This is a genomic window from Desulfurivibrio dismutans (genome assembly GCF_029210385.1).
In the GTDB taxonomy this organism is placed as follows: Bacteria; Desulfobacterota; Desulfobulbia; order Desulfobulbales; family Desulfurivibrionaceae; genus Desulfurivibrio; species Desulfurivibrio dismutans.
Genome location: NZ_JARGDQ010000002.1, coordinates 279,734 through 306,234 on the forward strand (window position 1 = coordinate 279,734; position 26,501 = coordinate 306,234).

The window sequence follows — 26,501 nt, forward strand, 5'->3', positions numbered from 1 at the left end:
AGCCAGATAAAAAATCGACCCGGTCAAGGCCGGTCATTGTCGGCAGGGTACTGCCGATCTAGGCTGTTAGTGGCTGCCGGGTGGGTTGACAATCCGGCGCAGGTAATCTGGCAGAATTTTGTAGGCCGCCAGGGGGGACAAAGGTGGTCGTCGGCGATCGATTTTAAGATCCGGTTCGGCTGTCCCCTTGACCATTTTGATGGGATCCTGCTTCCGGCTTAAGGTTTTGCCCTGAAAGTCGGTGATCGGCAGCAGTACCGGGCCCTTGCTGTCCATGACGTAGCACTGGCGGCCGTCGGTGAGGGCGACCACGCTGCCCGGCGGGTAGATGCCCACCGAGTTAACAAAAGAATGCAGAATGTACTGCAGCAGCGGATCTTTTTTGGCATAGCGGTTGAAGATCTCGGTGACCACGCCCACCGGATTGAGCGCTTCCTTGTAGGCTCTTTTGGAAGTCATGGCGTCGTAGATGTCGGCCAGCTTGCAAACCTTCACATAGGGAGGAATGGCGGTGTGGTTTAGCTCGGGATAGCAGCGTGGCTCATCGCGATAAAGAGGGGCATGATGATAGAGGCAGACGTTGGTGATATAGGGGTTGCCAAGACAGTTTTTTTCCAGCACCGTCATCGCCTTTTCAGCCGTATGGGTTTTTATTTCCTTAAATTCGCTTTCGCTAAGCTTGCCGTTTTTGTTCAGTATTTTGGGATCGATCAAGACCTTGCCGAGATCGTGCATGAAAAAACCGATGGAAATATCCCGCAGTTCTTCGGGCTGGAAGTAGCTAAAAGCATGTTCGTGGTGCGGGCCCTCTTCGAAAGCGTTGGCTGGGGTATTGTTGAGAAAGGCATTGACGGCGCCACTGAAATTTTCGTTGAATTTTTTCATCACCACCGTCCCGATGGTGCAAACGTTGATGGAGTGGTTGTACAGATAGTCGTCGTAGGAAAAAATCTCCCGAGTCATGTAGGAAAAGGAGTTTTCGTTGCGAGAGACGAAGTCCACCAGATCCCCCACCGTATCCGCCACCGGGGAGGCGTCGAACTCGCCGTTGTTTTGTTGAATGGAGTCCAAAACAAGTTTGATGCAGTCTTTGGCCTTTTCGTATTTGGCGGTGGCCACTTCTTTGATTTCCGTGATCTGCTGGAGTTGTTGATCAATTTCGCTCATGGGCCGGCCCCCGCCGACGTCAGTCGGTGCCGGTGCCGACGGCAGCTCCAGCGGCTCTCCTTTGGCATCCCAGATGCCGCCCTGGGCGGCCGGTACAATGGGGACCGAGTCGATGCCCAGACGTTTGACCCGTTCCAGGGTTTCAATATCAGAGACCGGTACATCTTTCTCCAGCAGCAGCTTGCCCTGTTTGCTGACGATATCTATCCCGGTGCGTACCGTGCCTCCCTGCCGGACCACGGCCATCAACCGCTCAATGGAAACTTTGGGCGGGCCGCTATTGGCGGTGGCTGAGGGTTGCTCGAGAGCAATCCGGGAGGCGATATTTTGTGTCATGGCAGGTGCCCTGGTGCCTGTTGGCACCTGTTGAGGTAATTATTTAATTGTCAGTCCGGGCGGTCGAACTCCCGCAGCTTGGCGAGAAACCTATTTTCTCGCTCTTGAAAGCCGAAGAGATTGATCAGCTGGCAGATGGTGTCCAGAATTTCGGTTGATGGCTCCGTCAGCGTGAAGCCGGCCTGAAATTTCCCGCCGCCGCCCGGCTGGCTCCAGCGGGTGACGGCGGTGCAATGCAGTTCCGGGGCGGCAAAATGGTCCTGCGGCAGCTTGATGCGCATCCGAAACCGCCGGGCCGTGATCATGGCCCGCTGGCAGTTGAGTTTTAATCCCCGGTGGCTGATTTGCACCAGGTGGCCGAGCAACTCCCCGCTGTCGTAATCGTAAACCTCAAGGCCGGCAAGCAGCCGGTTACGGTCCGGTCGTGGGAGATGATTCAGGTTTTTTTTAGCCGGTGTTGTGTTAACCTGCATGGCGCCCTCCGTTTTGTTAATTTTCCCATGGGGAAAATATAGCAGAGACCGAGGGGTGCGGAATCACCCAAAAAGGTGATTTTGTCGGGCATAACAAGACCGGCTGCCGCCGAACCTTGTTAATTACCATGGACCTAATGATAACCAATCCTGGACAACAATTAAAGCAATATCATGCTAAGTTGATTTTTAAAAAGCACCCCTGTTGCGTGGGTGTAAGCTGTCAATTTCCTGGAGGAGTTCCTTTGTCGGTAAAAAACAATCCCTACGCGTTGTACAAGCTGTTGCCGGGCGACAACTGCGGCCGTTGTTATCTGCCTTCCTGCATGGCCTTTGCCGCCGCCGTTATCCGGGGTGACAAGCGCCCAGCCGAGTGCCCGGCCCTGGAGCCGGCAACCCTGGCCCGTCTGGACGCGGAGTTGCAGCCCCGGCAGGGGCTGAAGGATGAACAGGAAGCCGCGGCCGCCGAGCTGCAGGCGCAGGTAGCGGCCCTTGACTACGTTGCGGCGGCCGCCAAAGTGGGCGGCTGGCGGCAGGGTGAGCGGCTGGCGATTCCCTGCCTGGGCAAGGATTTTTACCTGGAGCCCGACGGCCGGATGGCTTCCCAGTGTCACGTAAACCCCTGGATTCAACTGCCGTTGCTGCGCTATGTGCTGATTTGCCGGGGGGCGACGGCCACCGACGAGTGGTTGCCGTTTGCCGGCCTACCGGGAGGGCAGGCCGGGGCGGCCCTGTTCGCCAAGCGTTGCGAAGAGCCCCTGCGGCGTTTGGCCGATGACTACGGGGAAGATTTTTTTGCCCTGCTGAACATGTTCGGGGCGGTGGAAGGCAAGGAAAGCAAGGCCGACAGCCGGGTGCTGACTTTTCATCCCCTGCCGTTGGTCCCTTTCCGGCTGGCCTACCAAGCTCCGGAAGAGGGGTTGGACTCGGCGTTGCGGATATCCTTTGACCGTTGTGCCGAACAGAACGCCAACCCCGAGATGCTGCATTTTTTGGGGACCGGAATTGCAGCCATGTTGGAAAAAATTCTCAAGCGGCAGGCCGCCTGCTGATGCCGTCCCGTGTAGCCGTTCATAGAAGGTCACAACCGGCAGGTTTAGCGGTTGCAGTTCAGTCCAGTAGTTTGCCCCGATTGCCCTGTTGCTGTTTTAGCCCTTTATGGATTATCAGTTGCCTGCCCTCGCTTTGTCCGGCCTCATAGCTGGCGGAGTAAAGTCGACGGCCGCGGCCGCGGACGGTGCGCAGATGCGGATAGCGCTCCTGGAGAAAGTACTGGAGTTCCGGATCGCTGTTGCAAACCAGGCTGCTGCAGGTGACCGCCGGGGTCCAGGCATCGGCCGGCAATTCGTCGTCGGCTCTTCGCTGTGGGGGGGCGTCGCTCTCCTGGCGCTGCAGCTTTTCCCTCAGACCGTTTAATACTCCGATACAGTAAGAGTTTTTCTCTTGCCCCGCAGCTCCGGTGTGTTTGCGGTGCTGTTGCCAGAGCCGGGCCAGCCGGTCTTCCAGAAAGTGAAAGACATACTCGGCCACCGCCAGGTTTTCCCGGCGGCCCAGCAGTTCCAGCACCCGGTGCCGTTGGTCGTGGGCCGCACTGTAAAGAGAATAACTGATGGTTTTGACATAAAAAAAATCCTGCAGCAGGGCGGTAAGATGAAGATGATGGGGGGGGCTGCGGCGGCGGCCGGTGCTGATGACCAGGCAGTCGTAACCTTCTTGGGCTTCGGGTCCTGTGGAATCGGGGCGACCCCGCCGCCGGTCCAGGTTGTGCCGGCGCATCAGCTCCCCGGCCTTGGCCATGGCCAGGGCGGCTTCGTGTTCATTGACGCTGCCGGCCAGCGCCAGCAGTTTTTCTATTTTATTTAGCACCGGCCAAGCGCCGGTCGGCCGGCCGGCGGCGGCCAACTGCCCGGGGATGGTACTGGCGGCCCGGCGAAAGAGGGGGTGTACTCCCAAGCGTCGGCAGGCCTCCTGAAAGGCCGGGCCATGGGGGGGCTCGCTGCCGCCCGGCAAGAGCCGGTCCACGTACTGGTGGGCCATCTCATGTTTGAGCACCTCCAGAACCACCTCCCAGCCATGCTCCTGGATCAGCCAGGCGGCAATCTGCAGCACTCCCGGCGAGGGCTGCGGGCGCCAGGTACCGGCCCGGGATCTCCCTTCCCCGATAACCAGCAGCGGTGTCGGCAGGGGCAGCCGATAATATCGGCAAATCCATGTATGCTCCAGCAGCAGTTGCCGCTGCCATTTCAGTTGATCTGCAGCCATTTTTTTAACAGTATGCGGGTGGCGTCGGCCAGGTGGCCCGAAGGGCTGGTGCGCCGGATGAAGTCGGGATAGAAAAATTCCGGTGCCAGCTCGCGGGCCGGCGCGCCGGCCAGGTAATGACAGTGCCAGCCAGCCCTGATGGCACGGCGGCAGTAATCGGCATCATGGTAAAAATGCTTAAAACCCTCGTCAAAAGTGCCGATTTCCTCCAGGGTCTCCCGGCGCAGCAGCATGGCCCGGGCGCTTAAAAAAGCGGCGGCGGCCAATTTGAAAACCGGCGGCTCACCGGCGTGGTAGTGGCGTTTGAGCAGCGGCCCGCCCAGGCCACTGCCGCCCATCCTGGTATGCAGCAGTAAAATGGTCGCCAGCCCAGGCTGGCGGCGGCGGGAAGGAACTAAGCGGTTGGCACCGTCGAGTAGCCGGGGGGCCGCCAGCCCGCTTTCGGGATTTTCATCCATAAAATTCACCAGGTTGAACAGGCAGCCCGCCAGGGGGTAAACCCGGGGCGACCAGGGGGCCAGATAGCGACCGGCGGCCAACCCCATGGCATGGTTCAGGCGCCGGCCGGGGGAGGCCGGTGGATTTTCGTATATGGTCAGTTGGGGGAAGTCGGCCCGCAGACTCCGACCTTCCGGGCTTTGTGGGGTGCAGTCCAGGCCGGCGACAATTACTTCGTAAGCCGCCGGGTCGGCATGCTCTTCCACCGCCACCAGAAACTGCCGCAGCGCAGCCACCGTGACCGGTTCCGTCAGGCAAAAGGAGATATCGACATCAATGGCCAAGGACGTTGTCCCCCTGCGGGATGTTAACCCGTGCCGTATCGGTGGGCGTTAAGCGTTAACCTGCCGGTTGGCTGCTTTTGGTCACCGAAGGGAACAGACTCATGTTGGTATGAGGTAGGAACAGGGCGGCCATGTAATGGTCCATGAACTGGGGGTTTTCCGCCAGCTCCAGGTTGGTGACCAACTCGGATACCACCATTCGCTCTCGGAACCGCTGATTATCGCACAAGCTGACCCGGCAGCCCAGCAGCGAGCCGTTGCCCAGGTAAAAAAAACGTTCCCGGGGGATATCAGGCAGCAGGCCGATGGTGATAGCCCGTTCCAGGTCGATATAGGCCCCGAAATTGCCGGCCAGAATCACCCGGTCCAGGGCGTCGAAATCCATTCCCACCGACTCCAGCAGGGTCTGATAACCCGCGTACATGGCCCCCTTGGCCCGGATCAGATTGTCGAGGTCGACCTCGCTGATCACCACATCCTGGCCCAGCAGGGCGTCCTTGCCCCAGGCCAGGACATACTCCCAGCCGTCTTCCCCATGGCGGATCCGGGGGTGTTCCAGGTTGCGGCTGAACTTGCCCTGGGGGTCGATGACCCCGGCGTTGAGCAGTTCGGCGACGATGGCGATCAGCCCCGAGCCGCAGATCCCGCAGGGCTTGATGCGGTCGATGGTGATGATCATCGGCTCCAGCGTTTCCGGATGGATATGAAAATTTTCGATGGCCCCGGAGTTGGCCCGCATGCCGTGGCGAATGCCGCCGCCTTCAAAAGCAGGTCCGGCCGAACAGGCGGCGCAGACCATCCATTCTTCATTGCCCACCACGATTTCCCCGTTGGTGCCGATGTCGATAAACAGGGTCAGCTCCGGGTTCTTGTACATCCGGCAGGCATGCACCCCGGCGATGATATCGCCGCCGACATAACTGGCCACCGCCGGGTAGAGAAAGAGCCGCACCGAGGGATGGGCCAGCACCCCCAGTTCGGCCGCCGGGGTCAGAGGAAAATGGCTGCAGGTGGGGACATAGGGTGACTCCCGGATATATTTGGGATTCAGCCCCAGCAGCAGGTGGCTCATGATGGTGTTGCCCGCCGCCATGATGTAACTGATGTCGCTGGGGCTGATGATTACCGTTTTACAGACCGTTTCGATAATACCGTTGATGGTCCGTACCACTTTACCCTGCAGGGTGCGCAGGCCGTCTCCCCGCTGGGAATAAACGATGCGGGAAATGACGTCTTCACCGCAGGAGATCTGGTCGTTGTAGGCCGAGGCCTCGGCGATGACTTCCCCGCTGTTGAGATCGATCAGCATGCCGCACACCGTGGTGGTGCCGATATCCACCGCCAGGCCGTACAGGCTGGCGGTGGTGTCGCCCGGTTCCACGGCGATGATCCGGGCCGGTTCTTCGGCCCGGCGCCCCTTTAGCAAAATCACCGTTATCTGCCAGTCGGCTTCCCGCAGAGTAAAGGGCAGGTCCTTGAGCATCTCGGGATGATCGTAGGTGGGCTCCTTGCAGTCGTGGCAATCCTGGCGGATGGCCCGCATCAGCCGCTGGAGATCGGGAATGTTGTTCTCCATGGTGGGCGGGTCGAGCTTGAGAAAACGCTTTTCCACCGGCGGGTCAAGCCGCCAGTCGCCGATGAGCTGCTCCAGGGAGCGGGCTGAAATGGTGCGGGTGGCGGCGGGTTTGTGTTTCAGGGCCTTGCCGTCCTTGCCCATGGCTTCGGGAATCCGCACCACCAGGTCGCTCTTGACCCGGCTCTGGCAGGCCAGCCGCAGGCCGGCGGCGTAATCATCGTTATTCAAACGAGCCTTGCCGGACTCCACCTCGCCGGCTTCCACCGCCACCTTGCACTTGCCGCACACCCCGTCGCCGCCGCAGTAGGCGTTGACATAGACCCCGGCCTGGGCGGCGGCGGCCAGCAGATTTTCCCCTTCCTCCACCTCGATGGAGACATTATCCGGCAGAAATTGTATAGTTTTCATGGTGGTGGCAAAATATCAGGATTGGGCCAACTGTCAAGCACCATTACCGCCGCCGGCCCGACAGGGTTAAACGTAAAGACATACTGGTGAAGTCATGACTGCTGTTGCGCATAATGCCAAATCGGCTGAAAATTTTGCGGTTCCGGCCGATTCTGCCAAAGTAAGTGATCACAGGGGCCACAAGGCCTGGCCGCCACGGGCCGGTTTTCTTCAATTCAGGGTGCGGTTTGGCGATCCGGCCGCCAATCTGGCGGTGGTGCGGGAACAACTGGCCCGGCTGGCGCCCCCGCCGGCCACCCTGGTGGTGCTGCCGGAACTGTGGTCCGGCGGTTTCGCCTATCACGCCATGGCCCGGATGGCGGCTGAAACCCCTGCCCTGCTGACCGCTCTGGCCGCCGAGGCCAGTCGGTACGACATTTTTCTGGCCGGCAGCCTCCCTGAAGCCCCGGTGCCCCCCGCTCAGGCAGCCTCTTCAGCATCCACGGACAGTGATCACGAAGGCCATCAGGTAAGCGAGCCCGGGGCTCGCTTGCACAACACTTTGTATCTGGTGGGGCCGCAGGGGGTGATGGGCCGGTATCACAAGCAGCAGATGTTTGCCCCCATGGGGGAACCGGATTATTTCCAGCCCGGCCGGTTGGCTGGGCCCTTGGCCGGCCCTGCCGGGCCGGTGGGTGGCCTGGTTTGTTTTGACCTGCGCTTTCCCGAACTGGCGGCCGCCCAGGTGCGGCAGGGCGCGACGGTTTTGCTGGTGGCCGCGCAGTGGCCGAAAGCCCGGCGGGAACACTGGCGAATCTTGCTTCGCGCCCGCGCCATTGAAAACCAGATTTTTGTGGTGGCCTGCAACACCTGCGGCCTGGTAGGCGATGCCGACTTTGCCGGCTGTTCGGCCATTATCGCTCCCGATGGCGATATACTGGCGGAGGCCGCCGACCGGGCAGCCGGCTTAATGGCGCCGCTGGACTTTGCCCACCAGTCCGAGGTCCGGCGCCTCTTTCAGACCGCCGGCGGCGCTGCCGCAGCCTGAACGCAATCGGCCGGCGACTTTTTTTTCAAGGAAACCAGGCTGTCGGCCGATGATTGAAGACAGAACAGGTATTGGCCGGCAAGTACAACATAAGGATGGAGATTATGAGTAAAAACCAAACATACGGCATCCAGCGGCGGCCGGGCCGGGTTGTCGGGATACGGCCGGCGGTTGGCTTGCTGTTGATTTTACTGGCCGGCCTTTGGCTGGTGCCGGCTCAAGCTTTGGCGGAATGGCCGGTTCAACCGGCGTCGGCTGTCGCACCGGCGGAGCCAAAAACGGCAGCCCCGGCGGTGTCCGGCCAAGTGGTGGCGGCGCTGCAGATTGATGAGACGAGCCGGCTTTATCATCACGTTGCCAGCCTCAGTGAGCAGCTTTTTGCCAGCCTCGCGGAACCGGATATTGAATTCGGGGAACTGCGGGGAGGGGTCATTGTGTTGTCCTTTGTCGATCAACGAAAGCTGACTCGTACCACCTCTTTTGGCCGTTACCTGGCGGAACAGTTGATGAACAACCTGCAGCAGCGCCGGGTGCCGGTGGTGGAGTTGCGCCAGAGCCGGGAGGTGCGCATCCAGGAACAGCGCGGAGAATACGGTCTTTCCCGTAATCCCGGCGAGATTCGGGAAACGGTACAGGCGGCGGCGATGCTTACCGGCACTTACACCGCCACCGCCGAGCAGGTCATCGTCAATGCCAGGATCATTAATAATCGTAACGGCGTGCTGCTGGCCTCCGCCACCGCCATCATTCGGCGCACCCCGGTGGTGGATGCGATGTTGTCCGATCCGGTCAGTGACGTGGTCATTGACCCCGAGCCCATGTATATGAAACGCCTGGAATTTTGATGGCTTTGCAAAAAACTGCCAAGCAGGTTGGTCGGTAACGTGAAAACAAGTAGCTACAAAGCGTGCCCAGTCGGCGGCGCGGCTTTTGGCGGCGCCGACAATTTTGATGGCGTTATTAAAATTATGGAGACCATGGTAATGACCGAGAAAGTGTCGTCAGTGGCGGGCCGTTGGCTTTGCATTCACGTTCTGGCCCTGCTGCTGTTGCTGCCAGGTCAGGCTGCCTGTGCCGGTCAGCAGCCGGTGGCGGTTGCTGAAAAATCGGCGTTGCACACAGAACAACAGCCCTCCTATTTTGTGCCGCAACTGGAGGCCCGGCCGATTGTTGCGGGAACCGTGGAGAACAGAGAACCGCGGGCTTTGTTTCCTTATCGCCCGACAGGCCCGGGAGGACCGGGACTGGCGACCCTGCTGGGCGAAATAACCCGGGAGGCGGCAGGGAAGGTCTTTTATCAGTTGCGGGAAGATAGCGTGGATCCGTCTGATGTCCGAGTGGCGGTGGTGGGCGCTGTTCCCCTGGCCGATCTGAAAAGGGAGAGTGAATTTGGTCGGGTGCTGGCCGAATTTATGCTCACCGACCTGGCCGACCGGGGCGTTAGCGTCACGGAACTTCGCCTGGGCAAAGACATTCACATTGTGCCCCAGACCGGCGAGTTTGTGCTGTCCCGCAACATTGGTGAACTGGCCAGCCGGCAGCAGGACTTGGACTACGTGGTGCTGAGCACTTACTCAAATACCCGCAGCACGCTGATGTTGCATGGCCGGCTGGTGGGTCTGCAGGATGGCCTGGTACGGACCAGTTGGCGGCATAATTTACCGCTTGATCGCGAGCTGCGATGGTTTTTCGGGGAAAGCGAGCAACCGGTTACGGTTTCGATCCGGGGCATGCTGTAATCGGCCGATGGACTTGATTGCCGGCAGGCGAATGGCGGGAGAAAGATGGTGATGAAAGCAAGATTGGCAATGGTTGGCCATCGGGGATGGTGGAGGGTTCCGGGACTGTTGCTGGTGCTGTTTTTTGTAGTGCTGCCGCCCTCGGTAATGGCCGAAGAAGAGCAGCAAGCGGCGTCGCCGGCCGGTTATGGCTCTCTTGCTGAACTGATCCACCTCATCGGCGAGGATGCGGCCGGTGAATTTGTCGATTTTTTTACCGCCGGACCGGTTCAGGTTACCCCTTTTGCTGTGCTGAGCGAGGGGATGCCCCGGCGTCTTTCGTTTTTGGGAGTAACCCTGGCCGACCAAATGCGGGCGGTGATCAACCGAGTGCCGGAGTCAGCCGCCGCCGGTCAAAGGCCCCCGGCAAGCCAGCAAATGTTATGGGGGTGGCTGCAGGAAATCGACGGTTGCCTGCGGGTTCACATAAGTGGTCGTAACAGTCACGGCCAGTGGCGTTCTTACGTGGCCAACGTGGAGATGTCGGCCGCGGTTTACCGGGCGATGCATACCTACGTGGCATACGGGCAGTGATTAACACAGACGGATGGATGGATCATGGCCAATGACAAGGATGTAAATGATTTTGGCGATATCGACGACTGGCTGGCCGATCTGGATGACGATGAACAGGGCCAGACCGCTTCGGTAGCCACCGCCGAATTGGATAGCGACGAACTGGATCAGTCGGATATCGATCAGCTTTTGAGCGGTGGCGGGACCGAAGATGGCGGCGCCCAGGCGGATTCGGTGGAACTGGACCAGAATGATATCGATTCGCTGTTTGGTGATGCCCCCCAGGAGGTGCCCGAACCGACGCCCGTAGCCGAGCAGGAAGCGGGGGCCGGAGAGGGCGGCGATGATTTTGAGGATCTGTTTGCCGGGGACTCCGGGGAGGATTCGGCCGAGCAACCGGAGGCCGGTTCACCCGAACTCGCCGAGTCTCCCGAAGCCTCCGAATCGTTGGAAGCCCCGCCGGCCACCGAGGAAGAAGCCAGTGTCGAGGTGGGCACCGAAGAGGTGGCGGGTGACGATGAGTTGCCGGTGGCGGAGGAGCAACCTGCCGTTGCCGAGCGTGAAGCGTCGACCGGTGGAGGCGGGGAGGAGGAAAAGGATCCCTTTGCCTTCGATGACGGCGAATTTGATATCGAGGGTTTTGACTTCGATGATGACATCCCCGATATCCCCGACGAAAATATGCTGGAGTCATCCCGGGAAGGCAAGCAGGAGACGGCGGATGAAGATATTTTCGCCGATACTCCCAGTGCCGCCGAACCGGCGAGTGAAGACGAAGAAGAGGCAACGGTTGGAGAGAACTGGAAAAAAGGTTTTGTCGCCTGGTTGCCTGCCTCTTTCGATAAAAGCGCCATCAACAAAAGCACCATCGGCGCCTCGCTGTTCTCTCTTTTGGTGTTGATTGGTGCCGCCTACTTCCTGCTGGGACGGGACGGTGAACCGGAGTTGGCGATTCCGCCTCAGGTGCGGGAAGAACTGGTGGAGGCCTTGGAGCCGGAGCCCACGGACTTGGCGGAACCCCCGGCGCCGATAATGCCGCCGGTGGCCAGGGATGAGCGCTTTCGGATGGATCAACCCGGCGCCGCCGTTTCCATGCAACTGCGGGCGGAGGCCCCCGATGGCGGTCCGCTGGCCTACGAGATTGTCACGCCTCCCCGCTATGGCCGTCTTTCCGGGGAGCCGCCCCGGGTGACCTATCTGCCCAACCCGGACTTCCCCGGGGAAGACCGTTTTGTATTCCGGGCCACCGATGGCCGCCAGGCCAGTGAGCCGGCTCGGGTGGCCATTGTCGGCCCCAGCCTGCGGGCGGCCGACAAGGAGGCGCCGCTGGAGGAAGTGGAGGAGGTCTTGACCATGACGCCGGAGCAACCTCTGATCAGAGTGCGGGATCTGGTGATGACCTCGCGCAGTACCGAGCCGCTGAAGATCGACTGGGCCGCTGTCTGGCGCCGGGATAATACGACCCCCTTTACCGGCGTGCGGGTGGAGATTATGCAACAGGATCTCCAGGAGGGGCGTCTGCGCCGGCTGGATCCGGCCACCCATATTTATGAGCCCGACCCCTACTTCCAGGGGGAAGAAAGTCTGGTCTACCGCTTCCACTACGCCGGTCAGCGCTCCAAGCCCCGCCGCCTGACTCTACGGGTAGAGTCGGGCCATCCGCCGCCCAGTGTCAGGCTCGGCCCGTTGGCAGCAACTTATCCGCCGGGGGAGACAGTGCTCCTCGATGCCAGGGAAACCCTGGCCGTGCGGCCGCAGGAGTTGCGTTTTGAGTGGCGTCAGTTGAGCGGTTCGGCGGTACACCTGGAGTCATTGGCGGATAACGACGCGTTGGTGCGCTTTGTGGCGCCCTCGCCTTTTGCCCACGTCGCCTCACCCAAGGTCGTTCTGCAGGTGACGGCCATGGACCCCGCCGGGCGGCGGGACACGAAAACGGTGGAGATCAACACCCCGTCGCGGCGGCAGAGCGCCCTGTGGCGGGGGGAAGAGGATGCCGGTCAGCAGCGCAACAGCCCATTGTGGGGTTTTTAAGCCAACAGGCGGGGTGGTGGCCTACGGAATGGTCTGATTCCCCCGTCAATACTCGCGGAGACTGAAGCCGGTGGTCGGTTCCCTGGCAACAGCCGGTGGGCACCGGCTCTGGGCGCTTGGTTCAGCGGGTGATGATTCCTTTCATTTCCCCGATGACGGCGGCATAGTCCGGCTGGCCGAAGATCGCCGAGCCGGCGACGAAGATGTTGGCGCCGGCCTCGCGGATGGCGCCGATGCTCTTGGGGCTGACACCGCCGTCGATCTCAATCCCGGTTTGCAATCCCCGTTGGTCGATCATCTTTTTCAGGGCCCGGGTTTTCTCCAGGGCCGAAGGGATGAAGCTTTGGCCGCCAAATCCCGGGTTGACGCTCATCAGCATCACCAGGTCCACTTCCGCCAGCAGATAATCCAGAGCACTAAGCGGCGTGGCCGGATTCAGTACCACTCCGGCCTTTTTCCCCAGGTCCTTGATCTGGTGCACGGTGCGGTGCAGGTGATAACCGGTTTCCACGTGCACCGTGATCCAGTCGGCGCCGGCGGCGGCAAAAGCCTCCACGTGGCGTTCCGGTTCCTCAATCATCAGATGAACATCCAGCGGCAGATCGGTGATCCGGCGCACCGCCGCCACCACCAGCGGCCCGATGGTGATATTGGGCACAAAACGGCCGTCCATCACATCCACATGGATGACATCGGCCCCGGCCGCCGCCGCCGCCGTCACCTCGTCGCCCAGGCGGGCGAAATCGGCGGAAAGGATGGAGGGAGCTATCAGGGGGGAGGCAAGATCGACGTTGCGCATAGTTTTGGTTCCTCTGTTTTTTTGCAAACGTCCTGCTTAATTGATCACGGGGCTCCGGCGTAATCGTTCACGGGGTGACGCTATTCGCCGCCGATGGTCACCATGATGTAACGCTCAGGCAGCAGGTAGCGGCGGGCCGCCGCCAGCACCTCCTCGGCACTGGTGGCTTCCAGCCGCCGGGGATAGTGGGTGGCAAAGTCCAGCCCCAGTTCGTAGGTTTCGTTCAGGGCCATCTCCATGGCCTGGGCGCCGTTGGTTTGCAGCCCCAGGCGGTAGTTGCCAATCAGCACGTTGCGGGCCCGCTCCAGCTCGATATCACTGATGGGTTCACTGAGCACCCGGTAAAGTTGGGCCCAGAGTTCTTTGATCGCCTCTTCCCGGTGCTCGGGACTGGTGCCGATATAAACCCCGAAGGAGCCGGTGTCGGTTCCCAGCAAAGAGAACGAAGAGAGGCTGTAGGCCAGGCTCCGGCGGTCCCGCAGCTCGGTGAACAGCCGGCCGCTCTGGCCGGACAGCACCTGATCCAGAATTTCCAGGGCATAGCGGTCCCGGTCGGTGATAGTGGTGCCCAGGAAACCGATAATGATATGCACTTGTTCCCGGTCCCGGGTCAGATTGACGATTTCCGGCCGAACCGGCGGTTCCGGTGGCAGTAAGGTTTCCACCACGGCTGCGGCGCCCTGGTCTGCCGCAGCCGTGGCCGCCCAGTCGCCGAAAAGTTCCTCCACCTGGTTTTTAACTCCGTCCGCGTCGACATCGCCCACCACCGACAGCACAAGCTGGTTCGGACGGGCATGCTGCCGGTAAATCTTGCGCAGGTCATCTGCGGTCAGGGATTGGATGGTACCGGTGGAACCCAGCGTGTTGAGAGCGTAAGGGTGGCCGTGAAAGAGAGAGCGGTTGAACTCCCGGAAGGCCACCGAAGAAAGTGAGTCTTCCTGGCGACGCAGGTTGGCCAGCAGTTCGGCTCGGACCTTTTCCGCCTCATCCGGGGCAAAGGCCGGTGTCAGCAGGATGTCGCGCATGATGATCAGGCCCTGATCAAAAAAGCGGGCCAGGAAATCACCCTTGAGGCCGAATGTGTTGCGACCGCTGAAACCGTCGATCTCCGCCGCCATGTCGGCCACCGTCCGGGCCAGCCGGCGAAAATCGAGGTCGCCGGCGCCCCGGGGCAGCAGTTCGCTGATAAAGGTGAACGCCCCGTTGGTCAGCGGGGTTTCGCCGCGCAGGCCGCCGGGAAACACGGCCCGTACCGCCACCGTGGGCACATCCCGCTGCTCCCGGATCAGCAGGGTAATACCGTTGTCCAGCCGGAAACGATGGGTGTGCGGCGGCAGGGTCGAGTCTCCGGCCGTTGCCGGGTGGCGATCTTTGGCCAGGGTGCCGGCCTGACCCAGCATGGCCGCCAGTTCCCGGGGCTCCAGATTGATATCCGAACCTTCCGGGGCCAGGATGCCGGCGGTGAGCCGGGGGGGCTTAAAATAGGTGGCGGCCACCCGCATGATGTCTTCGGCCTCCACCCCCCGCAGGCGTTCCAGGTACTCGTGTTCGCGCGGATCACCGGTGAGCAGTTCAAAAGAGCCCAGCACCCGGGCCATCCCCTCGGCCCGTTCCAGGTTGAAAACAAAATCCGCTTCCAAGTTGCGGCGGGCCCGGTCCAACTCTTCGTCGCTGACCGGAGAGTGCTGCAGAGCCAGAATTTCGGCCATTGCTTCCTTGATCACCTCGCGGCTGTTATCGGCATCCAGCACCGCCCCGATCCGGAAGATGCCGGGATCGCGGGAGCTGAACATGGAGGTGTCGATCTGGTAAACCAGGCCCAGTTCATGGCGTAACCGTTCGTTGAGGCGCGAGGCCTCGCCCGGGCCCAAAATCTGGCTCAGCACGTTCAGGGCGGCGGTGTCCGGATGCTTGAAGGCGGGAATGGGAAAGGCCAGGGCCAGGTGGGTCTGGTTGATACTCTGCTCTTCCTGGAAAAAACGGAATTCCGTCGGCGGCGGTTCCTGGGGCAGATCCCGTTCGTCGGTTGCTTCCCGGCGGGGCAGATTACCGAACAGTCGGCGGCTTTTCTCCAGTACCTGGGCGGCCCGCACATCCCCCACCACGACAACAGTGAAATTATCCGGGTGATAATGGCGTTCCAGGTAGGCCAGAATATCATCCCGGCTGATGGCGGCCACGCTTTCTTCGGTGCCGCTGATGGGCAGCCGGTAGGGGTGTACCTGGTAGGCGTGGGCCATCATTTCCTGGAAGAGGTGGAGCTCCGGGCGATCCCGGCGCATCCGGATCTCCTCGTGGATCACCGGTTTTTCCCGTTCCAGTTCTTCAGGATCAAAGAGCGAGTTCAAGACCGCGTCGGCCAGCACCTCCATGGCGGCACCCCAGTGGCGGGCGTCCAGAGTGGCATGGTAGACCGTGTGTTCAAAACTGGTATAGGCGTTAATCCGGCCGCCCACAGCCTCAATGGCGCCGGCTACTTCACCAGGGCCGCGGCTGGGGGTGCCTTTGAAAATCATGTGCTCGATGAAGTGGGTGATTCCGGCTTCATGGGACCGTTCGTAAACGCTGCCGGCTTCAACCCAGATCTGCACGGTGGCCACACCGGTGCCCGGGGTTTCCCGGGTGATCACGGTGAGGCCGTTGTCGAGCTGGCTTTTGTACAACCGGGGGGAAATTTGTTCGGCGTGGATATCGGTGGATGTAGTCATGAGAGCCAAAATACCAGTTAGCAGAAAAAGGGCAAGGTGCATACCCCGGGAAAAACTTGTCATGTCTCACCTCGCTGGGGTGCAGATTGCCGGCAGTGAGAGGTACGGCCGGGTAAGGCTGAAGCTGTAAGCGGTTACCTGAAGCTTACCGAGCGACCGGCCGCCGGTAGAAGAGCAGCAGGGCGGCGATGATCATCAGCCCACTCAGCAGCTGGCCCCGGCTGAAAAGGCCCCAGGTCAGTCCCAGGTGCGCGTCGGGCTCCCGAAAAAATTCAACCATAAAACGAAAAATGCCGTAACCCCCCAGGAAAATGGCCACCAGCCGGCCGGCGGGCCATTTTCTTTGCCAGTAGAGGCGCAGGGCATACCACATGATGATGAACAGAACCAGTCCTTCGAGAAAACTTTCGTACAGTTGCGAAGGATGCCGGGGCAAGGGCCCGCCGTTGGGGAAAACCATGCCCCAAGGCATCTCGGTAACCCGGCCGTAAAGCTCACCGTTGATGAAGTTACCCAGTCGTCCCAGCCCCAGGCCGATGGGTACCGCCACGGCATAGGCGTCGGCGGTGCGAAAAAAATCCAGGCCGGTGCGGCGACAGAACAGCCAGCCACCGATTAACAGCCCCAGCATCCCCCCGTGGAAAGACATACCTCCTTGCCAGGTGGCGAAAATTTCCAGAGGGTGCTGCAAGTAATAGGAAAAATTATAAAAAACCACATAACCCAGCCGGCTACCGACGATCAGGCTGATGATCAGCACCAGGTTGAGGTTGTCGAAATGTTCGGCCAGCCCGGGATGGGGATAGCGCCGGATCTGGTAACGAACCAGAAAATAGGCGGCGATAAAGGCCAGGACGTACATCAGGCCGTACCAGCGCACGGCCAGGGGGCCCAATTGAAAAATTACCGGATCTATTTGGGGGTAAGGCAGCATTAAAATTTTCCAGAGAGAGATGTCCGCACCGGACGGGAAAACACGGAAACGTGGGCCCGGCGGCGGGCGAATCCGTCGCGGCTGGGGTTAACGGCCCCCGTCCAGGCGCGATACGACTTTGATGTTGCCTTGGACGGCAAAGATAGGTGCTTGCCAAGTGCCGGCGGGGTCGCTATCTTTGACAAGTACCCTGCAAGCCACATAATTTAACCGGTTCCTTTCATTATCACAATGCTAATTCGTCTGGTTGCCCTCAACGCCCGTTTTGTTCATTCCGCCCCGGCCCTGTTTTACCTGCGCCAGCAACTGGCTGCCCATCTGCCGGCCGCCCGGCTGGAGAGCAGGCAGCTGACCATCAACGACCCTTACTATGAAACCCTGCTGGGGTTGCTGGAGCAAGAGCCGGCGGTGCTGTGCTTTTCCGTTTATGTCTGGAATGCCGCCTATACCCGCCGTCTGCTGCACGACCTGGGGCAGGTGAGACCTGAGTTGCCGGTGGTCATCGGTGGTCCCCAGGCGCCGCACCTGGAGTTGCCCCGGACGGCGGTCGGGCCCAGGGTAACTGTGGTGCGGGGACCGGTGGAGGGGCTGGGACCGGAGTTCTACGCCGATCTGGCCGCCGGCCGTCTGCAGCCAGTCTACTGGGCTGATCCCGCCGCCCCTTTCCAGATGCCCTACCGGCCGGAAGATTTGGCCGGGGAACTGCGGAACCGTCATGTCTATTATGAATCTTCGCGGGGGTGTCCTTTTGCCTGCTCCTATTGTCTCTCTTCCGCCCGGCGGGGGATGGTGTACCGGGATCTGGAGGCGGTTCTGGCCGAACTGGAGAGCCTGCTGGCCGCCGGGCCGGCGACCATCCGCTTCGTTGACCGAACTTTCAATGCGCCGCCGGAACGGGCCTTGGCTATTTGGCGCTTTTTGGCCGATCGCAGCGGGGAAATTGATCCGCGGCCGGTTTTTCACTTTGAGATCGCCCCGGACCTTTTTACCGACGAGGTTCTGGAGTTCCTGGCTACTGTGCCGCCGGGGCTGTTTCGCTTTGAGATCGGCCTGCAGTCATTTAACCGGGCCAGTTTGGCGGCGGTCAACCGTGACCCCGACCTGGAAAAGGCCCAGGTGGCGGTCCGCCGCCTGCTGGCCGGCGGCAATATCCATCTCCATCTCGATCTGATTCTGGGGCTGCCCTTTGAGACCCGCGCCAGTTATCTGGACTCGTTGAACCGTGTGATGGCTCTCCGGCCCCATCAACTGCAGCTGGGGTTGCTGAAAGTGTTGCCGGAAACACCCCTGGCCGCCCGGCGCCGGGAGTTCGCCTTGTGTTGTTGCCAGGAGCCCCCCTACCCGGTGCTGGCTACCCGCTGGCTGGCCCAGGAGGAACTGGCAGAGTTGTACTGTTTGGGGGAGCTGATCGAATCCTATTACAATCCGCGCTTTTTTCTCGCCACGATGGATTATTTGTTGCGCCGGGAACCTGATCCGGCTGTTTTTTTTCAAGACCTGGCCGCTACCTGCGCTGAATTGGATTTTTTCGGCCGGGCCCGGACCCAGGAGTTGCTCAGCGGCGCTCTGGCCGCCCATTTCCGTAAACGGGCCGATGGCTCCCTGGGCCTTGAACTGTTACGTTTCGACTGGCTGGCCTGCGGTCACCGCCGGCTGCCGGAGCACCTGCAGTGCGCCGCCGGAGTCGGCCGGGACCAGTTGAAAGAGGCAAGGGATCGGCTCTGGCACCAGCTGCCAAACAACTTACCACCCTATTTCACCGCCACCGGACGCAGCGTTTTTTTCAAGCGCAGTGTTTTTGCCCCGTTCAGTGCCGCTGCTATTGAAGAGTTGGGTCTGGGCGACGGTTGCCGGAATGGGGTAGTTGTCTTTTTGCCCGAACAAAACAGCGGGTTACAGGCGCGGCAGGCAACGACGGTTTTGTCGTGATAAGCCGAGGGCATGGTTGTGTCGCGGCTTCGGGTAAAAAAATATGGACAAAACGAGAAAGCATACTAGGATGGTGTGGCAAGGCCCTTTTGTGAGCTAGGTGCGTGGCCGGTTAACTGGCGAATGGTTGGTAAATAACCGTATGACAAAAAAAGGTAAATTACGGGTGGCACTGCTGGCTGGCGGCAAGTCAGGTGAGCGCGAGGTTTCCCTGGCCGGCGCCCGAGAGGTTGAAAAGGCCATGGATCTCGAGCGTTACGAAGTGATTCGCTATGATCCGGCCATTGATCTTGCCCGGTTGGCGGCTGATGCCCCACGACTTGATGTCGCTTTCATTCTCCTGCACGGTCCTCTGGGTGAAGATGGCAGTATTCAGGGGTTGCTGGATTTACTGGGACTCCCCTATCAAGGAAGCGGTGTGCTTGGCAGCGCGCTGGCCATGGATAAGGATCTGGCCAAACAACTCTATCGTCAGGCCGGCTTGTTGGTTCCGGCTTGGAAGATGGCCCGGGCGGCCGATCTTGATGATCCCTCCCGCCTGCTGCAAAGTTTGAACCTGCCGCTGGTGGTCAAACCGGTGCGCCAGGGTTCCAGCCTGGGAATGAGTCTGGTTGAGCAGCCGGTCGAACTGGTGCCGGCCCTTCAGCAGGCCTTTGCTTTTGACGATCAGGTCATGGTGGAGGAATTCATCGCTGGCCGGGAACTGACCGGCGGGGTGCTGGGCAATGACGAACTGACCCCCCTGCCGGTGGTGGAGATTATTCCCGGCGAGGAATATCGTTTCTTCGACTATCAGGCCAAATATCAGGTCGGGGCCACCCGGGAGATCTGCCCCGCCGAACTTTCCCCCACCGTAACCGCCGAGGTCCAGCGCTGCGCCTGTCTGGCCCATCAGATCCTGCGACTGCGCGGCTACAGTCGGACCGATATGATTCTGGCTGATCAGGGGCTTTATGTCCTTGAAACCAATACCATTCCGGGGATGACGCCGACCAGCCTGCTGCCCCAGGCCGCGGCGGCCCATGGCCTGAGTTTCGGAGCGTTGCTGGACCGCTTGCTTGCACTGGCACTGGAAGACAGGGGGAGATAAATGGCGCAACCGGCAAAGGAACCATTGCTGATCGTGGAGGACGATGCGGTTACCCGGCGGTTGTTCGAAACAGTGGCTGCGGGTGAGGGCTACCAGGTTCACGCTTGTGAGGGCGCGGAGAACGGCTGGGAGGTCTTCCAGCAACACAACCCCCGGATTGTGGTCCTGGACTGGCTGCTGCGCGGCCTGGACGGCCTGGCTTTGGCCCGCCGGATCAGGCAGCACCCCGACGGCCCTTATGTCACCATCCTGATGGTCACCACCCAGGAGAGGCCGGAGGAGATGGAGGAGGCCCTCAAGGCCGGGGTAACCTATTACCTGACCAAACCGGTAAAACGAGATTTTTTTCAGGCCTGGCTGGCGGCGGCCCGCAAGAACAGCGAAGATATGCGCCTGCTTCAGCAGCACCAGGAGGCCCGGGAGAAACACCGCCGAGAACTGGAGTCGCTCAACGCCCAATTGGAGAACGCCATCACCCGGGCCAACGAAATGGCCGCCGAGGCCTCCCGCTCCTATATCGAGGTCAACCAGATCTTCAAGACCGTGGCCGGCGGCATCCTGCTCGTCGATACCCAGTACCGGATTCTGCGTTTTAACGAAGCCTTTTTGCGTATGGCCGGGGTTTCTTCGATCAAAGCCAAGGCCGCCAAATGTTACGAAGTCTTCCCCTCCTCCATGTGCAACACTCCGGGTTGCCCGATCCGGAGAATCAAAGCCGGGGAAGAGGCGGTGGAGAACGATATCGAACGCCCCGCTCCCGATGGAGGCACGGCCCATTATCATGTGCTGGCCACCCCTTTCCGTGGCCCGGCTGGCGATCTGGTGGGTATTGTTGAGCATATCTCCGATGTCACCAGCCGGGTGCAGGCGGAAAAGGCCCTGCAGGAAAGCGAGCAGCGCTATAAGGAGCTGAGTATCCTCGATGAACTCACTGGGCTGTACAATAAGCGTTATTTCAATAAACACCTGACCCCGGAGGTGGAGCGGGCCCGGCGCTATGGTAACCCCTTAAGCCTGCTGGTGGTGGATATCGATAACTTCAAGCACTTCAACGACACTTATGGTCATCCGCCCGGTGACCGGGTGCTGGCGGCCATGGGTAAGCTGCTGCGGGAGACGGTGCGCTTGAATGATCTGGCCTGCCGGATCGGCGGTGAGGAGTTTGCCGTCATTCTGCCGGAAACCAGCGGTGAAAACGCCTTGAAGCTGGCTGAGCGGTTGCGGCGGAAATTTGCCGCCCTGGAATTTCAACCCCAGGAAGGGGTGACGGTGCAGAAAACCATGAGTGTCGGGGTAGCGGAGCTTGAAACCGATGAAAGCACCGAAGAGCTGCTGGCTCGGGCCGACGGCAATCTCTACGCGGCCAAGGAGGCGGGCCGCAACCGCAGTATCCTCCGTTAAAAGCGCGTCAGTGCCGCACCTTACGGCGATCGGCCCGACTTGCGTACTGATGTACGCGGCGCCGGGCCGCTTGCCGCAAGGTGCGGCACTGACGCGCTTTTAACTATCCACCTATGCCATCCTTGTCCACCAATCCACTTACCTACCCATCTACCTACCTGCCTGCCTGGCAAGCAGACACCTGCCGGGGTGATCTTTCTTGCTTAACCATCATATTCTGGGGTTGAAATAAGGTTTGATGGCCTCGGGCAGGCGGATGGTGCCGTCGGGTTGCTGGTGGTTTTCGTAGATGGCCGCCAAGGTGCGGCCCACGGCCAGGCCGCTGCCGTTTAAGGTGTGGACCAGCGCGCTTTTGTTGCGGTCTTTGGGGCGGTAGCGGATGCCGCCGCGGCGGGCCTGGAAATCGCCGAAGTTGCTGCAGGAAGAAATTTCCCGGTAGCAGTTCTGGGCTGGCATCCAGACCTCGATGTCGTAAGTTTTACGGGCGGAAAATCCCAGGTCGCCGCGGCACAGGGTGACCACCCGGTAGGGCAGCTCCAGCATTTGCAGCACCGTTTCGGCGTTGTTCAGCAGCATCTCCAGCTCATCGTCAGATGTTTCGGGAGTGGTGAACTTGACCAACTCCACCTTGTCGAACTGATGTTGGCGGATCAGGCCCTTGGTGTCGCGCCCGTAAGAACCGGCTTCGGAGCGGAAGCACGGGGTGTAGGCGCAGTAGCGGATGGGCAGCTCCTGTTCGGCCAGGGTTTCCTCCCGGTGGATGTTGGTAACCGGCACCTCAGCGGTGGGGATCAGCCAGAGATCGGTGTCGGCGATTTTGAACAGATCCTCGGCGAACTTGGGCAACTGGCCGGTGGCGGTCATGCTGGCGGTGTTGACCAGAAAGGGGGGCAGCACTTCGGTATAGCCGTGGCGCTCGGTGTGCAGATCCAGCATGAAGCTGACCAGGGCCCGTTCCAGGCGGGCGGCAAAACCCCTCAGCAGGACAAAGCGGGCGCCGGACAGTTTGGCGGCCCGGGCGAAATCCAGGCTTCCGTCCAACTCCCCCAGCTCCCAGTGGGCCTTGGGGGTGAAGTCAAATTCGGAGGGGGTGCCCCAGCGGCGGTATTCAACGTTGTCGGCCTCGTCGGTGCCCAAGGGGACCGAATCGTCGCAGAGGTTGGGTACCCCCATGACAATATCTTCCAGCCGGCGGTCGATGCCGGCCAGCTGCTCCTCGAGTTCCTTGAGCCGCTGCCCCAACTCCTTGGTGGCCGCCATTTTGGCCGCTGCCTCCTCTTCCCGGCCCGCCTTTTTTAGAGCCCCGATCTCCTGGGACACCCGTTTGCGGCGGTTGCGGCCACTTTCCAGTTCCTGCAGGATGTCGCGGCGCTGCTGGTCCAGTGCGTTGAAGTTTTGTAAAGGGGCGGTATCCAAACCGCGGGTGGCGGTTTTCTCCTTGACCAGTTCCAGGTTTTCCCGGATGAAACGTAGTTCCAGCATTATTTTTCCTTATCAAATTCAGCAGTGTTGGCCGGCGCCAGTCAGCGGCAGCACCCGCACCAGTTCGTCCTTTTTTAACTCCCGGCGGTTGGCTGGGGCCAGAATAATGGCGTTCATGGTGGCGCCGGGGGGCAGCGGGCGGACCAGCAGCCGGCCTTTATCAGCCTGTAGATGGGCGTCTTTAAGTTGAATGACACCGCCCCGGCGAATTTTTACCGCTTGCTGCAGATGAGCTTTGACCACCTGCGGCCGGGGGCGGTGGTACCCCTGGGCCCGGCGCAGGGCCGGGGCTACCAGCAGGTAGAACAGCAAATGTACCGCCGGCGGCGGCCCCGGCAGGCCGAAAAAGAGGGTGCGACCCAGCATGGCGGCCATGGTGGCCTTGCCCGGCCGCAGATGCAACTCCCGATAAAGCAGCCCGGCCTGCAGGCGGGCCAGCACGCCGTCCACCAGATCGTACTTGCCCGGCCCCATGCCGCCGGTGGAAATGATCATTTCCAGACCGCTTTCCGCCTGGCACGTGAGAATGGCGGCAATGGCCCCGGGGTCATCCTTGACCGTGCCCAGGTCCACCGGCACGCCGCCACAGTGCCGGATCAGCCCGGCCAGTAGAAAGCGGTTGCCGCTGATCAGGTGGCCGGCCACCGGGGTTTCCCCGGTGTCGTCCAGCAGTTCGCTGCCGGTGCAGAGCAGGCCCACCCGGGGGCGGGGGTAAGCCGCCAGTTCTCCCACCCCGGCGGTGGCCAGCCGTGGCAAGTGCTCCGGCATCACCGGCCGACCGGCGGGGACAATGATCTGCCGGCGGCGCAGGTCGGCCCCCACCGGCCTGATATAATCACCAGCCCGGCAGGCCCTTTGCAGGCTGATACAGCCTTCATCTTCCCGGTGTACCCCTTCAAAAGGGATCACACAGTCGGCGCCGGGAGGCAGCAGGCCGCCGGTCATAATCCGGTAAGCCTGGCCGGACTGCAGCCGTTTGGCGGGCCTGGTCCGGCCGGCGGCAATTTCACCGACCACCGTCAGGCGGAGACTGCCCGGATCGCCGCCGATCTCTTCGCTGTCGTTGGCCCGCAGGGCATAGCCGTCCCGGGTGGACTGGGGAAAAGAGGGCACCGCCAGCCGGGCCCGGATCGCCGCCGCCGGAATCCGGCCCAGGGCCCGGTCCAATGGGATCATTTCCGGCAGGCCCGGCCGGCTGTGGGCCAGGATTTCCCGCTGCGCCTGTTGCAGAGTGAGGATGGTCATGAAGGCTGTCGATCCAGGTCTTCCCGGAAATTGATATTGGTAAAGGCCGGGTCGGCGGCGGTGGTCAGGCCCAGTTCCGCCGCGTTCATCTCGCGCACCCGCAGTTCCTGCAACAGTTGGCCGAGCTTGCCCTCGCCCCGGGCCAGTGCCTCCTGCACCGCCGGCAGGATCCGACGATGGTAGACGGCATGCAGCGGCTCGGGACCGGTGGCGGTGGCCGGCAGGACCACATCCCAGTCGCCGGGGCAACGGCACAGCCGGCGGATGATTTCGCCGTTCAGCCGTGGCATGTCGCAGGCAACTACAAAGGCCCGGGGGGCGGCGATATGGTGCAGCGCCGCCTGGATGCCCGCCAGTGGCCCGGCGTTAAGCACTATATCGCCGGTCATGGGCCAGCCGAGAAAGGCGTATTCTGCCGGAGTATTGGTTACCAGCAGCCGTTCGGAAAAAAGTTCTTCCAGCACCATTGCCACGTGGGCCACCAGGGGGCGGCCACGGTGGCGGGCCAGGGCCTTGTTGCTGCCGAAACGGCTGCTTTTACCCCCGGCCAGAATCACTCCCGCCGTGGCGAGGGCGAAGTCGCGGGCCGCCGGCTCAGTCGGCATGGCCGAAATCGTCGCCGTTTTGGGACGAGTTGCCGTCGCCTTCGGTGATACTCAAGGCAATTTTGCGGGGACGGCCACAGCCCCGCAGGCTGGCGATCATCCCCTTGATGCCGCGCCGCAGCAGGGAAGCGGCGAAGCGGTTTAAAGGCACCGGCTGGCCGTCCACCTCCAAATGGATGTAAGATCGGCCGGTGGGACTGGTTTGGGCCAGCATTTTTTGCTGGTGTTGTACCAGGAAATCGGCCAATTCCCTGGTCTGGTCCGGGGCAAAGCAGGGAATCTCCAGGTTATCCGGCGGTTCGGCGCTGACCATGGCCAGCCAGGTGGTGTTGCGGCCGGGCAGGGGGGTGGGGTGCAACTCCCGGCGGTATACCTCGATTTTTGGCAGGCGAGTATGTTTGTAGCCTTCGGTAATCACCAGGTCGGCGTCATTAAGATAACGGGTGACCAGCTCGTCCACCCCCAGATCGCGATCGGTGTCACGGACCAAACCGATACCGGTTGGCGAGGCCAGCACCACGGCATCGGCGCCGGCCTGCTTGTGCCGCCAGGTATCCTTGCCCGGGGTGTCCATGGCAAACTCATGGACATGGTGCTTGATGGTGCCGATCCTCAGCCCCCGCCCTTTCAGTTCGGGCAGCAGTTGTTCCAGCAGGGTGGTCTTGCCGCAGTCGGGCAAGCCCACCACCGCCACCACGGGAATCCGAGCCATGCGTTTAGCCTGCATCAGCCCGGGGGCCAGGTAAGAGTTCGTCCGCCAAGCACATGCATGTGCAGGTGGAAAACGGTTTGGCCCGCCGCCGCACCGTTGTTCATCACCAGACGGCAGTCGGTAATCCCCTGTTCAGCCCCCAGTTCGGCCCCTCTGCGTACCAGGGCGCCGATGATCCCGTCATCGGCGGCGCTGAGATCGCCTGGCCCGTTGACATGCTTTTTGGGGATTACCAGGAAATGCTTAGGAGCCTGAGGAGAGATGTCCCAAAAGGCCAGCAGCTGGTCATCTTCGTAAATTTTCTGGGCGGTAATCTCACCCTTGATGATTTTGCAGAACAGGCAATCTTCCGACATGGCTTGGTCCTCCTTAACAGTCCGTTGAAAAAGCCATCCCTGGCTTTTTTAACTAACGGTTGGCCAAAGATGGATTTGGTCAACCTTACGAATTAATTGCCACTTTCAGTGCGAATGAATTCGGCGGCCCATCCATGGGCCGCTAACAGCCCGTTTTTCAACGGGCTGTTAAGGGGGCATCCCGTGAATGTGTAGCCCCATAATCAGTTGGCTTCAAGTTCGCAGTTCAGGGAACTTAACGGTACATGGCGATAAATGTCAAGCCGTAAACCGAAGTTGCGGGCCGGTTATCGGCCCGGAAAAGATATCGTTTTTTTGCTGGTTTTCGAGTAATGTCAGCATAACTATGCTGATTCATGGAGTTTTGGATGTTTTTAAAGGGAGTTTGTTATGCGTCAACTGGTAATCGATCAGCTGAGCCGGGAAGAGCGGCAGAACATTGAAAGTTACCTGAAACGTCACCTGCGGCCCGGCCCGATGAGTGATCTGTACTGGCTGGAGTTGCCCCGGGAGTTATGGGGGGTGGGCCAGCAGGGGCACGAAGAATGCGCCCCCTTTTTCTTCGCCGTTGAGCTGACGGAAAATCAGGTGGTTTTTGAGCTGCTGGTACGCAGTTCCAGTAACTTGCACTGTACCTGCATCGGTTATCCGGAAACACCCCAGCGCGCTTTCTTGCTCGACTTTTTTGATGGCCTGCTGGCCAGCGAAAAGATTCGCTCCTGAGTGTTTTGTAGCGCCGGGGTTGATTCCCCCCCGCGTTGCCTGGCGCGAAGGGCTTGACTTTTGGCCATCCGGCCCCCTAGCATGATTTAACTTGCCCGGACTTGGTGCGGCGATCTTGCGCGGCCACCGGGGCGTTGCCGATTTACTTACTGGTGTTTTGT

At 60.9% G+C, this 26,501-nt stretch carries 23 protein-coding genes; 10 read left to right on the plus strand and 13 right to left on the minus strand.

Features of this window, described 5'->3' with window-relative positions:
• Positions 1-66 precede the first annotated feature (66 nt).
• Both P0N66_RS03245 and P0N66_RS03250 read right to left on the minus strand, forming a co-directional pair.
• Positions 67-1,503 (minus strand): HD-GYP domain-containing protein, encoded by a 1,437-nt coding sequence (locus tag P0N66_RS03245; RefSeq protein WP_275802558.1) that lies wholly within the window; start codon positions 1,501-1,503, stop codon positions 67-69.
• 50 nt (positions 1,504-1,553) lie between these two features.
• Positions 1,554-1,976, minus strand: a complete 423-nt coding sequence (locus P0N66_RS03250) for a hypothetical protein (RefSeq protein WP_275802559.1) — start codon at positions 1,974-1,976, stop codon at positions 1,554-1,556.
• Positions 1,977-2,221: 245 nt separating this feature from the next.
• On the opposite strand from P0N66_RS03250, the gene P0N66_RS03255 reads away from it, so the two are divergent.
• Positions 2,222-3,028: a DUF3786 domain-containing protein gene (locus tag P0N66_RS03255; RefSeq protein WP_275802560.1), complete on the plus strand. Its 807-nt coding sequence runs from the start codon at positions 2,222-2,224 to the stop codon at positions 3,026-3,028.
• Positions 3,029-3,086: 58 nt separating this feature from the next.
• Here the strand turns inward: P0N66_RS03255 and P0N66_RS03260 are convergent, their stop codons facing one another.
• The 3 genes from P0N66_RS03260 to P0N66_RS03270 are packed head-to-tail and all read right to left on the minus strand — an operon-like array spanning position 3,087 to position 7,004.
• Positions 3,087-4,238 (minus strand): DUF2786 domain-containing protein, encoded by a 1,152-nt coding sequence (locus P0N66_RS03260; RefSeq protein ID WP_275802561.1) that lies wholly within the window; start codon positions 4,236-4,238, stop codon positions 3,087-3,089.
• Complete coding sequence (locus tag P0N66_RS03265; RefSeq protein WP_275802562.1) at positions 4,220-5,020, minus strand: glycosyltransferase; 801 nt, start codon at positions 5,018-5,020, stop codon at positions 4,220-4,222. The genes P0N66_RS03260 and P0N66_RS03265 overlap by 19 nt, the downstream gene beginning before the upstream one ends.
• Positions 5,021-5,075: 55 nt before the next feature.
• Entirely contained in the window at positions 5,076-7,004 is a 1,929-nt protein-coding gene (locus P0N66_RS03270; RefSeq protein WP_275802563.1) for an ASKHA domain-containing protein, read from the minus strand.
• Between the two features lie 94 nt (positions 7,005-7,098).
• Here P0N66_RS03270 and P0N66_RS03275 point away from each other — a divergent pair, with 94 nt between their 5' ends.
• From P0N66_RS03275 to P0N66_RS03295, 5 genes are all read left to right on the plus strand, one after another.
• Entirely contained in the window at positions 7,099-8,031 is a 933-nt protein-coding gene (locus tag P0N66_RS03275) for a nitrilase-related carbon-nitrogen hydrolase (RefSeq protein WP_275802564.1), read from the plus strand.
• 104 nt (positions 8,032-8,135) lie between these two features.
• Positions 8,136-8,876 (plus strand): FlgO family outer membrane protein, encoded by a 741-nt coding sequence (locus P0N66_RS03280; protein WP_275802565.1) that lies wholly within the window; start codon positions 8,136-8,138, stop codon positions 8,874-8,876.
• Between the two features lie 138 nt (positions 8,877-9,014).
• Entirely contained in the window at positions 9,015-9,770 is a 756-nt protein-coding gene (locus tag P0N66_RS03285) for a FlgO family outer membrane protein (RefSeq protein ID WP_275802566.1), read from the plus strand.
• A gap of 51 nt (positions 9,771-9,821) precedes the next feature.
• Positions 9,822-10,343 carry a hypothetical protein gene (locus P0N66_RS03290; RefSeq protein ID WP_275802567.1) on the plus strand — a complete coding sequence of 174 codons (522 nt, stop codon included), beginning with the start codon at positions 9,822-9,824 and terminating at the stop codon, positions 10,341-10,343.
• Between the two features lie 24 nt (positions 10,344-10,367).
• On the plus strand, positions 10,368-12,356 hold the full coding sequence (locus tag P0N66_RS03295; RefSeq protein WP_275802568.1) for an Ig-like domain-containing protein: 1,989 nt from the start codon (positions 10,368-10,370) through the stop codon (positions 12,354-12,356).
• A gap of 121 nt (positions 12,357-12,477) precedes the next feature.
• On the opposite strand, the gene rpe is transcribed toward P0N66_RS03295, so the two are convergent.
• The 3 genes from rpe to lgt form a co-directional block, all read right to left on the minus strand.
• Complete coding sequence (gene rpe / locus P0N66_RS03300; RefSeq protein WP_275802569.1) at positions 12,478-13,155, minus strand: ribulose-phosphate 3-epimerase; 678 nt, start codon at positions 13,153-13,155, stop codon at positions 12,478-12,480.
• A gap of 80 nt (positions 13,156-13,235) precedes the next feature.
• Complete coding sequence (locus P0N66_RS03305; protein ID WP_275802570.1) at positions 13,236-15,863, minus strand: M16 family metallopeptidase; 2,628 nt, start codon at positions 15,861-15,863, stop codon at positions 13,236-13,238.
• A 145-nt stretch (positions 15,864-16,008) separates the two neighbouring features.
• The gene (gene lgt, locus P0N66_RS03310; protein ID WP_275802571.1) at positions 16,009-16,797 is read right to left on the minus strand and encodes a prolipoprotein diacylglyceryl transferase; all 789 of its coding nucleotides are present in this window, start codon (positions 16,795-16,797) and stop codon (positions 16,009-16,011) included.
• A gap of 231 nt (positions 16,798-17,028) precedes the next feature.
• On the opposite strand from lgt, the gene P0N66_RS03315 reads away from it, so the two are divergent.
• The 3 genes from P0N66_RS03315 to P0N66_RS03325 all read left to right on the plus strand — a co-directional run bounded on the left by P0N66_RS03315 (position 17,029) and on the right by P0N66_RS03325 (position 21,217).
• A complete protein-coding gene (locus tag P0N66_RS03315; protein WP_275802572.1) occupies positions 17,029-18,726 on the plus strand; it encodes a B12-binding domain-containing radical SAM protein in 1,698 nt (565 codons plus the stop codon).
• A 142-nt stretch (positions 18,727-18,868) separates the two neighbouring features.
• A complete protein-coding gene (locus P0N66_RS03320) occupies positions 18,869-19,816 on the plus strand; it encodes a D-alanine--D-alanine ligase family protein (RefSeq protein ID WP_275802573.1) in 948 nt (315 codons plus the stop codon).
• Positions 19,817-21,217 carry a GGDEF domain-containing response regulator gene (locus tag P0N66_RS03325; RefSeq protein ID WP_275802574.1) on the plus strand — a complete coding sequence of 467 codons (1,401 nt, stop codon included), beginning with the start codon at positions 19,817-19,819 and terminating at the stop codon, positions 21,215-21,217.
• A 210-nt stretch (positions 21,218-21,427) separates the two neighbouring features.
• Here P0N66_RS03325 and serS read toward each other — a convergent pair whose 3' ends face one another.
• Genes serS through P0N66_RS03350 form a run of 5 tightly spaced genes read right to left on the minus strand, consistent with a single transcriptional unit; the run spans position 21,428 to position 25,617 of the window.
• Entirely contained in the window at positions 21,428-22,699 is a 1,272-nt protein-coding gene (serS, locus tag P0N66_RS03330) for a serine--tRNA ligase (RefSeq protein WP_275802575.1), read from the minus strand.
• 18 nt (positions 22,700-22,717) lie between these two features.
• Entirely contained in the window at positions 22,718-23,944 is a 1,227-nt protein-coding gene (locus P0N66_RS03335) for a molybdopterin molybdotransferase MoeA (protein WP_275802576.1), read from the minus strand.
• Positions 23,941-24,549, minus strand: coding sequence for a molybdenum cofactor guanylyltransferase (mobA, locus tag P0N66_RS03340; RefSeq protein WP_275802577.1), 609 nt, complete (start codon positions 24,547-24,549; stop codon positions 23,941-23,943). Before mobA ends, P0N66_RS03335 begins: the two co-directional genes overlap by 4 nt.
• Positions 24,539-25,261, minus strand: coding sequence for a molybdopterin-guanine dinucleotide biosynthesis protein B (gene mobB, locus P0N66_RS03345; protein ID WP_275802578.1), 723 nt, complete (start codon positions 25,259-25,261; stop codon positions 24,539-24,541). Before mobB ends, mobA begins: the two co-directional genes overlap by 11 nt.
• Before the next feature lie 14 nt (positions 25,262-25,275).
• Positions 25,276-25,617: a histidine triad nucleotide-binding protein gene (locus P0N66_RS03350; RefSeq protein ID WP_275802579.1), complete on the minus strand. Its 342-nt coding sequence runs from the start codon at positions 25,615-25,617 to the stop codon at positions 25,276-25,278.
• 390 nt (positions 25,618-26,007) lie between these two features.
• On the opposite strand from P0N66_RS03350, the gene P0N66_RS03355 reads away from it, so the two are divergent.
• The gene (locus P0N66_RS03355; protein WP_275802580.1) at positions 26,008-26,340 is read left to right on the plus strand and encodes a hypothetical protein; all 333 of its coding nucleotides are present in this window, start codon (positions 26,008-26,010) and stop codon (positions 26,338-26,340) included.
• Positions 26,341-26,501 lie beyond the last annotated feature (161 nt).

Excerpts from the sequence above, each read along its gene's own strand:
- P0N66_RS03245 (WP_275802558.1), bottom strand. The coding sequence starts at position 1,503 with ATGACACAAAATATCGCCTCCCGGATTGCTCTCGAGCAACCCTCAGCC.
- P0N66_RS03250 (WP_275802559.1), bottom strand. The coding sequence starts at position 1,976 with ATGCAGGTTAACACAACACCGGCTAAAAAAAACCTGAATCATCTCCCA.
- P0N66_RS03260 (WP_275802561.1), bottom strand. The coding sequence starts at position 4,238 with ATGGCTGCAGATCAACTGAAATGGCAGCGGCAACTGCTGCTGGAGCAT.
- P0N66_RS03270 (WP_275802563.1), bottom strand. The coding sequence starts at position 7,004 with ATGAAAACTATACAATTTCTGCCGGATAATGTCTCCATCGAGGTGGAG.
- P0N66_RS03275 (WP_275802564.1), top strand. The coding sequence starts at position 7,099 with ATGACTGCTGTTGCGCATAATGCCAAATCGGCTGAAAATTTTGCGGTT.
- P0N66_RS03280 (WP_275802565.1), top strand. The coding sequence starts at position 8,136 with ATGAGTAAAAACCAAACATACGGCATCCAGCGGCGGCCGGGCCGGGTT.
- P0N66_RS03285 (WP_275802566.1), top strand. The coding sequence starts at position 9,015 with ATGACCGAGAAAGTGTCGTCAGTGGCGGGCCGTTGGCTTTGCATTCAC.
- P0N66_RS03290 (WP_275802567.1), top strand. The coding sequence starts at position 9,822 with ATGAAAGCAAGATTGGCAATGGTTGGCCATCGGGGATGGTGGAGGGTT.
- P0N66_RS03295 (WP_275802568.1), top strand. The coding sequence starts at position 10,368 with ATGGCCAATGACAAGGATGTAAATGATTTTGGCGATATCGACGACTGG.
- rpe (WP_275802569.1), bottom strand. The coding sequence starts at position 13,155 with ATGCGCAACGTCGATCTTGCCTCCCCCCTGATAGCTCCCTCCATCCTT.
- P0N66_RS03305 (WP_275802570.1), bottom strand. The coding sequence starts at position 15,863 with ATGACTACATCCACCGATATCCACGCCGAACAAATTTCCCCCCGGTTG.
- lgt (WP_275802571.1), bottom strand. The coding sequence starts at position 16,797 with ATGCTGCCTTACCCCCAAATAGATCCGGTAATTTTTCAATTGGGCCCC.
- P0N66_RS03315 (WP_275802572.1), top strand. The coding sequence starts at position 17,029 with ATGCTAATTCGTCTGGTTGCCCTCAACGCCCGTTTTGTTCATTCCGCC.
- P0N66_RS03320 (WP_275802573.1), top strand. The coding sequence starts at position 18,869 with ATGACAAAAAAAGGTAAATTACGGGTGGCACTGCTGGCTGGCGGCAAG.
- P0N66_RS03325 (WP_275802574.1), top strand. The coding sequence starts at position 19,817 with ATGGCGCAACCGGCAAAGGAACCATTGCTGATCGTGGAGGACGATGCG.
- serS (WP_275802575.1), bottom strand. The coding sequence starts at position 22,699 with ATGCTGGAACTACGTTTCATCCGGGAAAACCTGGAACTGGTCAAGGAG.
- P0N66_RS03335 (WP_275802576.1), bottom strand. The coding sequence starts at position 23,944 with ATGACCATCCTCACTCTGCAACAGGCGCAGCGGGAAATCCTGGCCCAC.
- mobA (WP_275802577.1), bottom strand. The coding sequence starts at position 24,549 with ATGCCGACTGAGCCGGCGGCCCGCGACTTCGCCCTCGCCACGGCGGGA.
- mobB (WP_275802578.1), bottom strand. The coding sequence starts at position 25,261 with ATGGCTCGGATTCCCGTGGTGGCGGTGGTGGGCTTGCCCGACTGCGGC.
- P0N66_RS03350 (WP_275802579.1), bottom strand. The coding sequence starts at position 25,617 with ATGTCGGAAGATTGCCTGTTCTGCAAAATCATCAAGGGTGAGATTACC.
- P0N66_RS03355 (WP_275802580.1), top strand. The coding sequence starts at position 26,008 with ATGCGTCAACTGGTAATCGATCAGCTGAGCCGGGAAGAGCGGCAGAAC.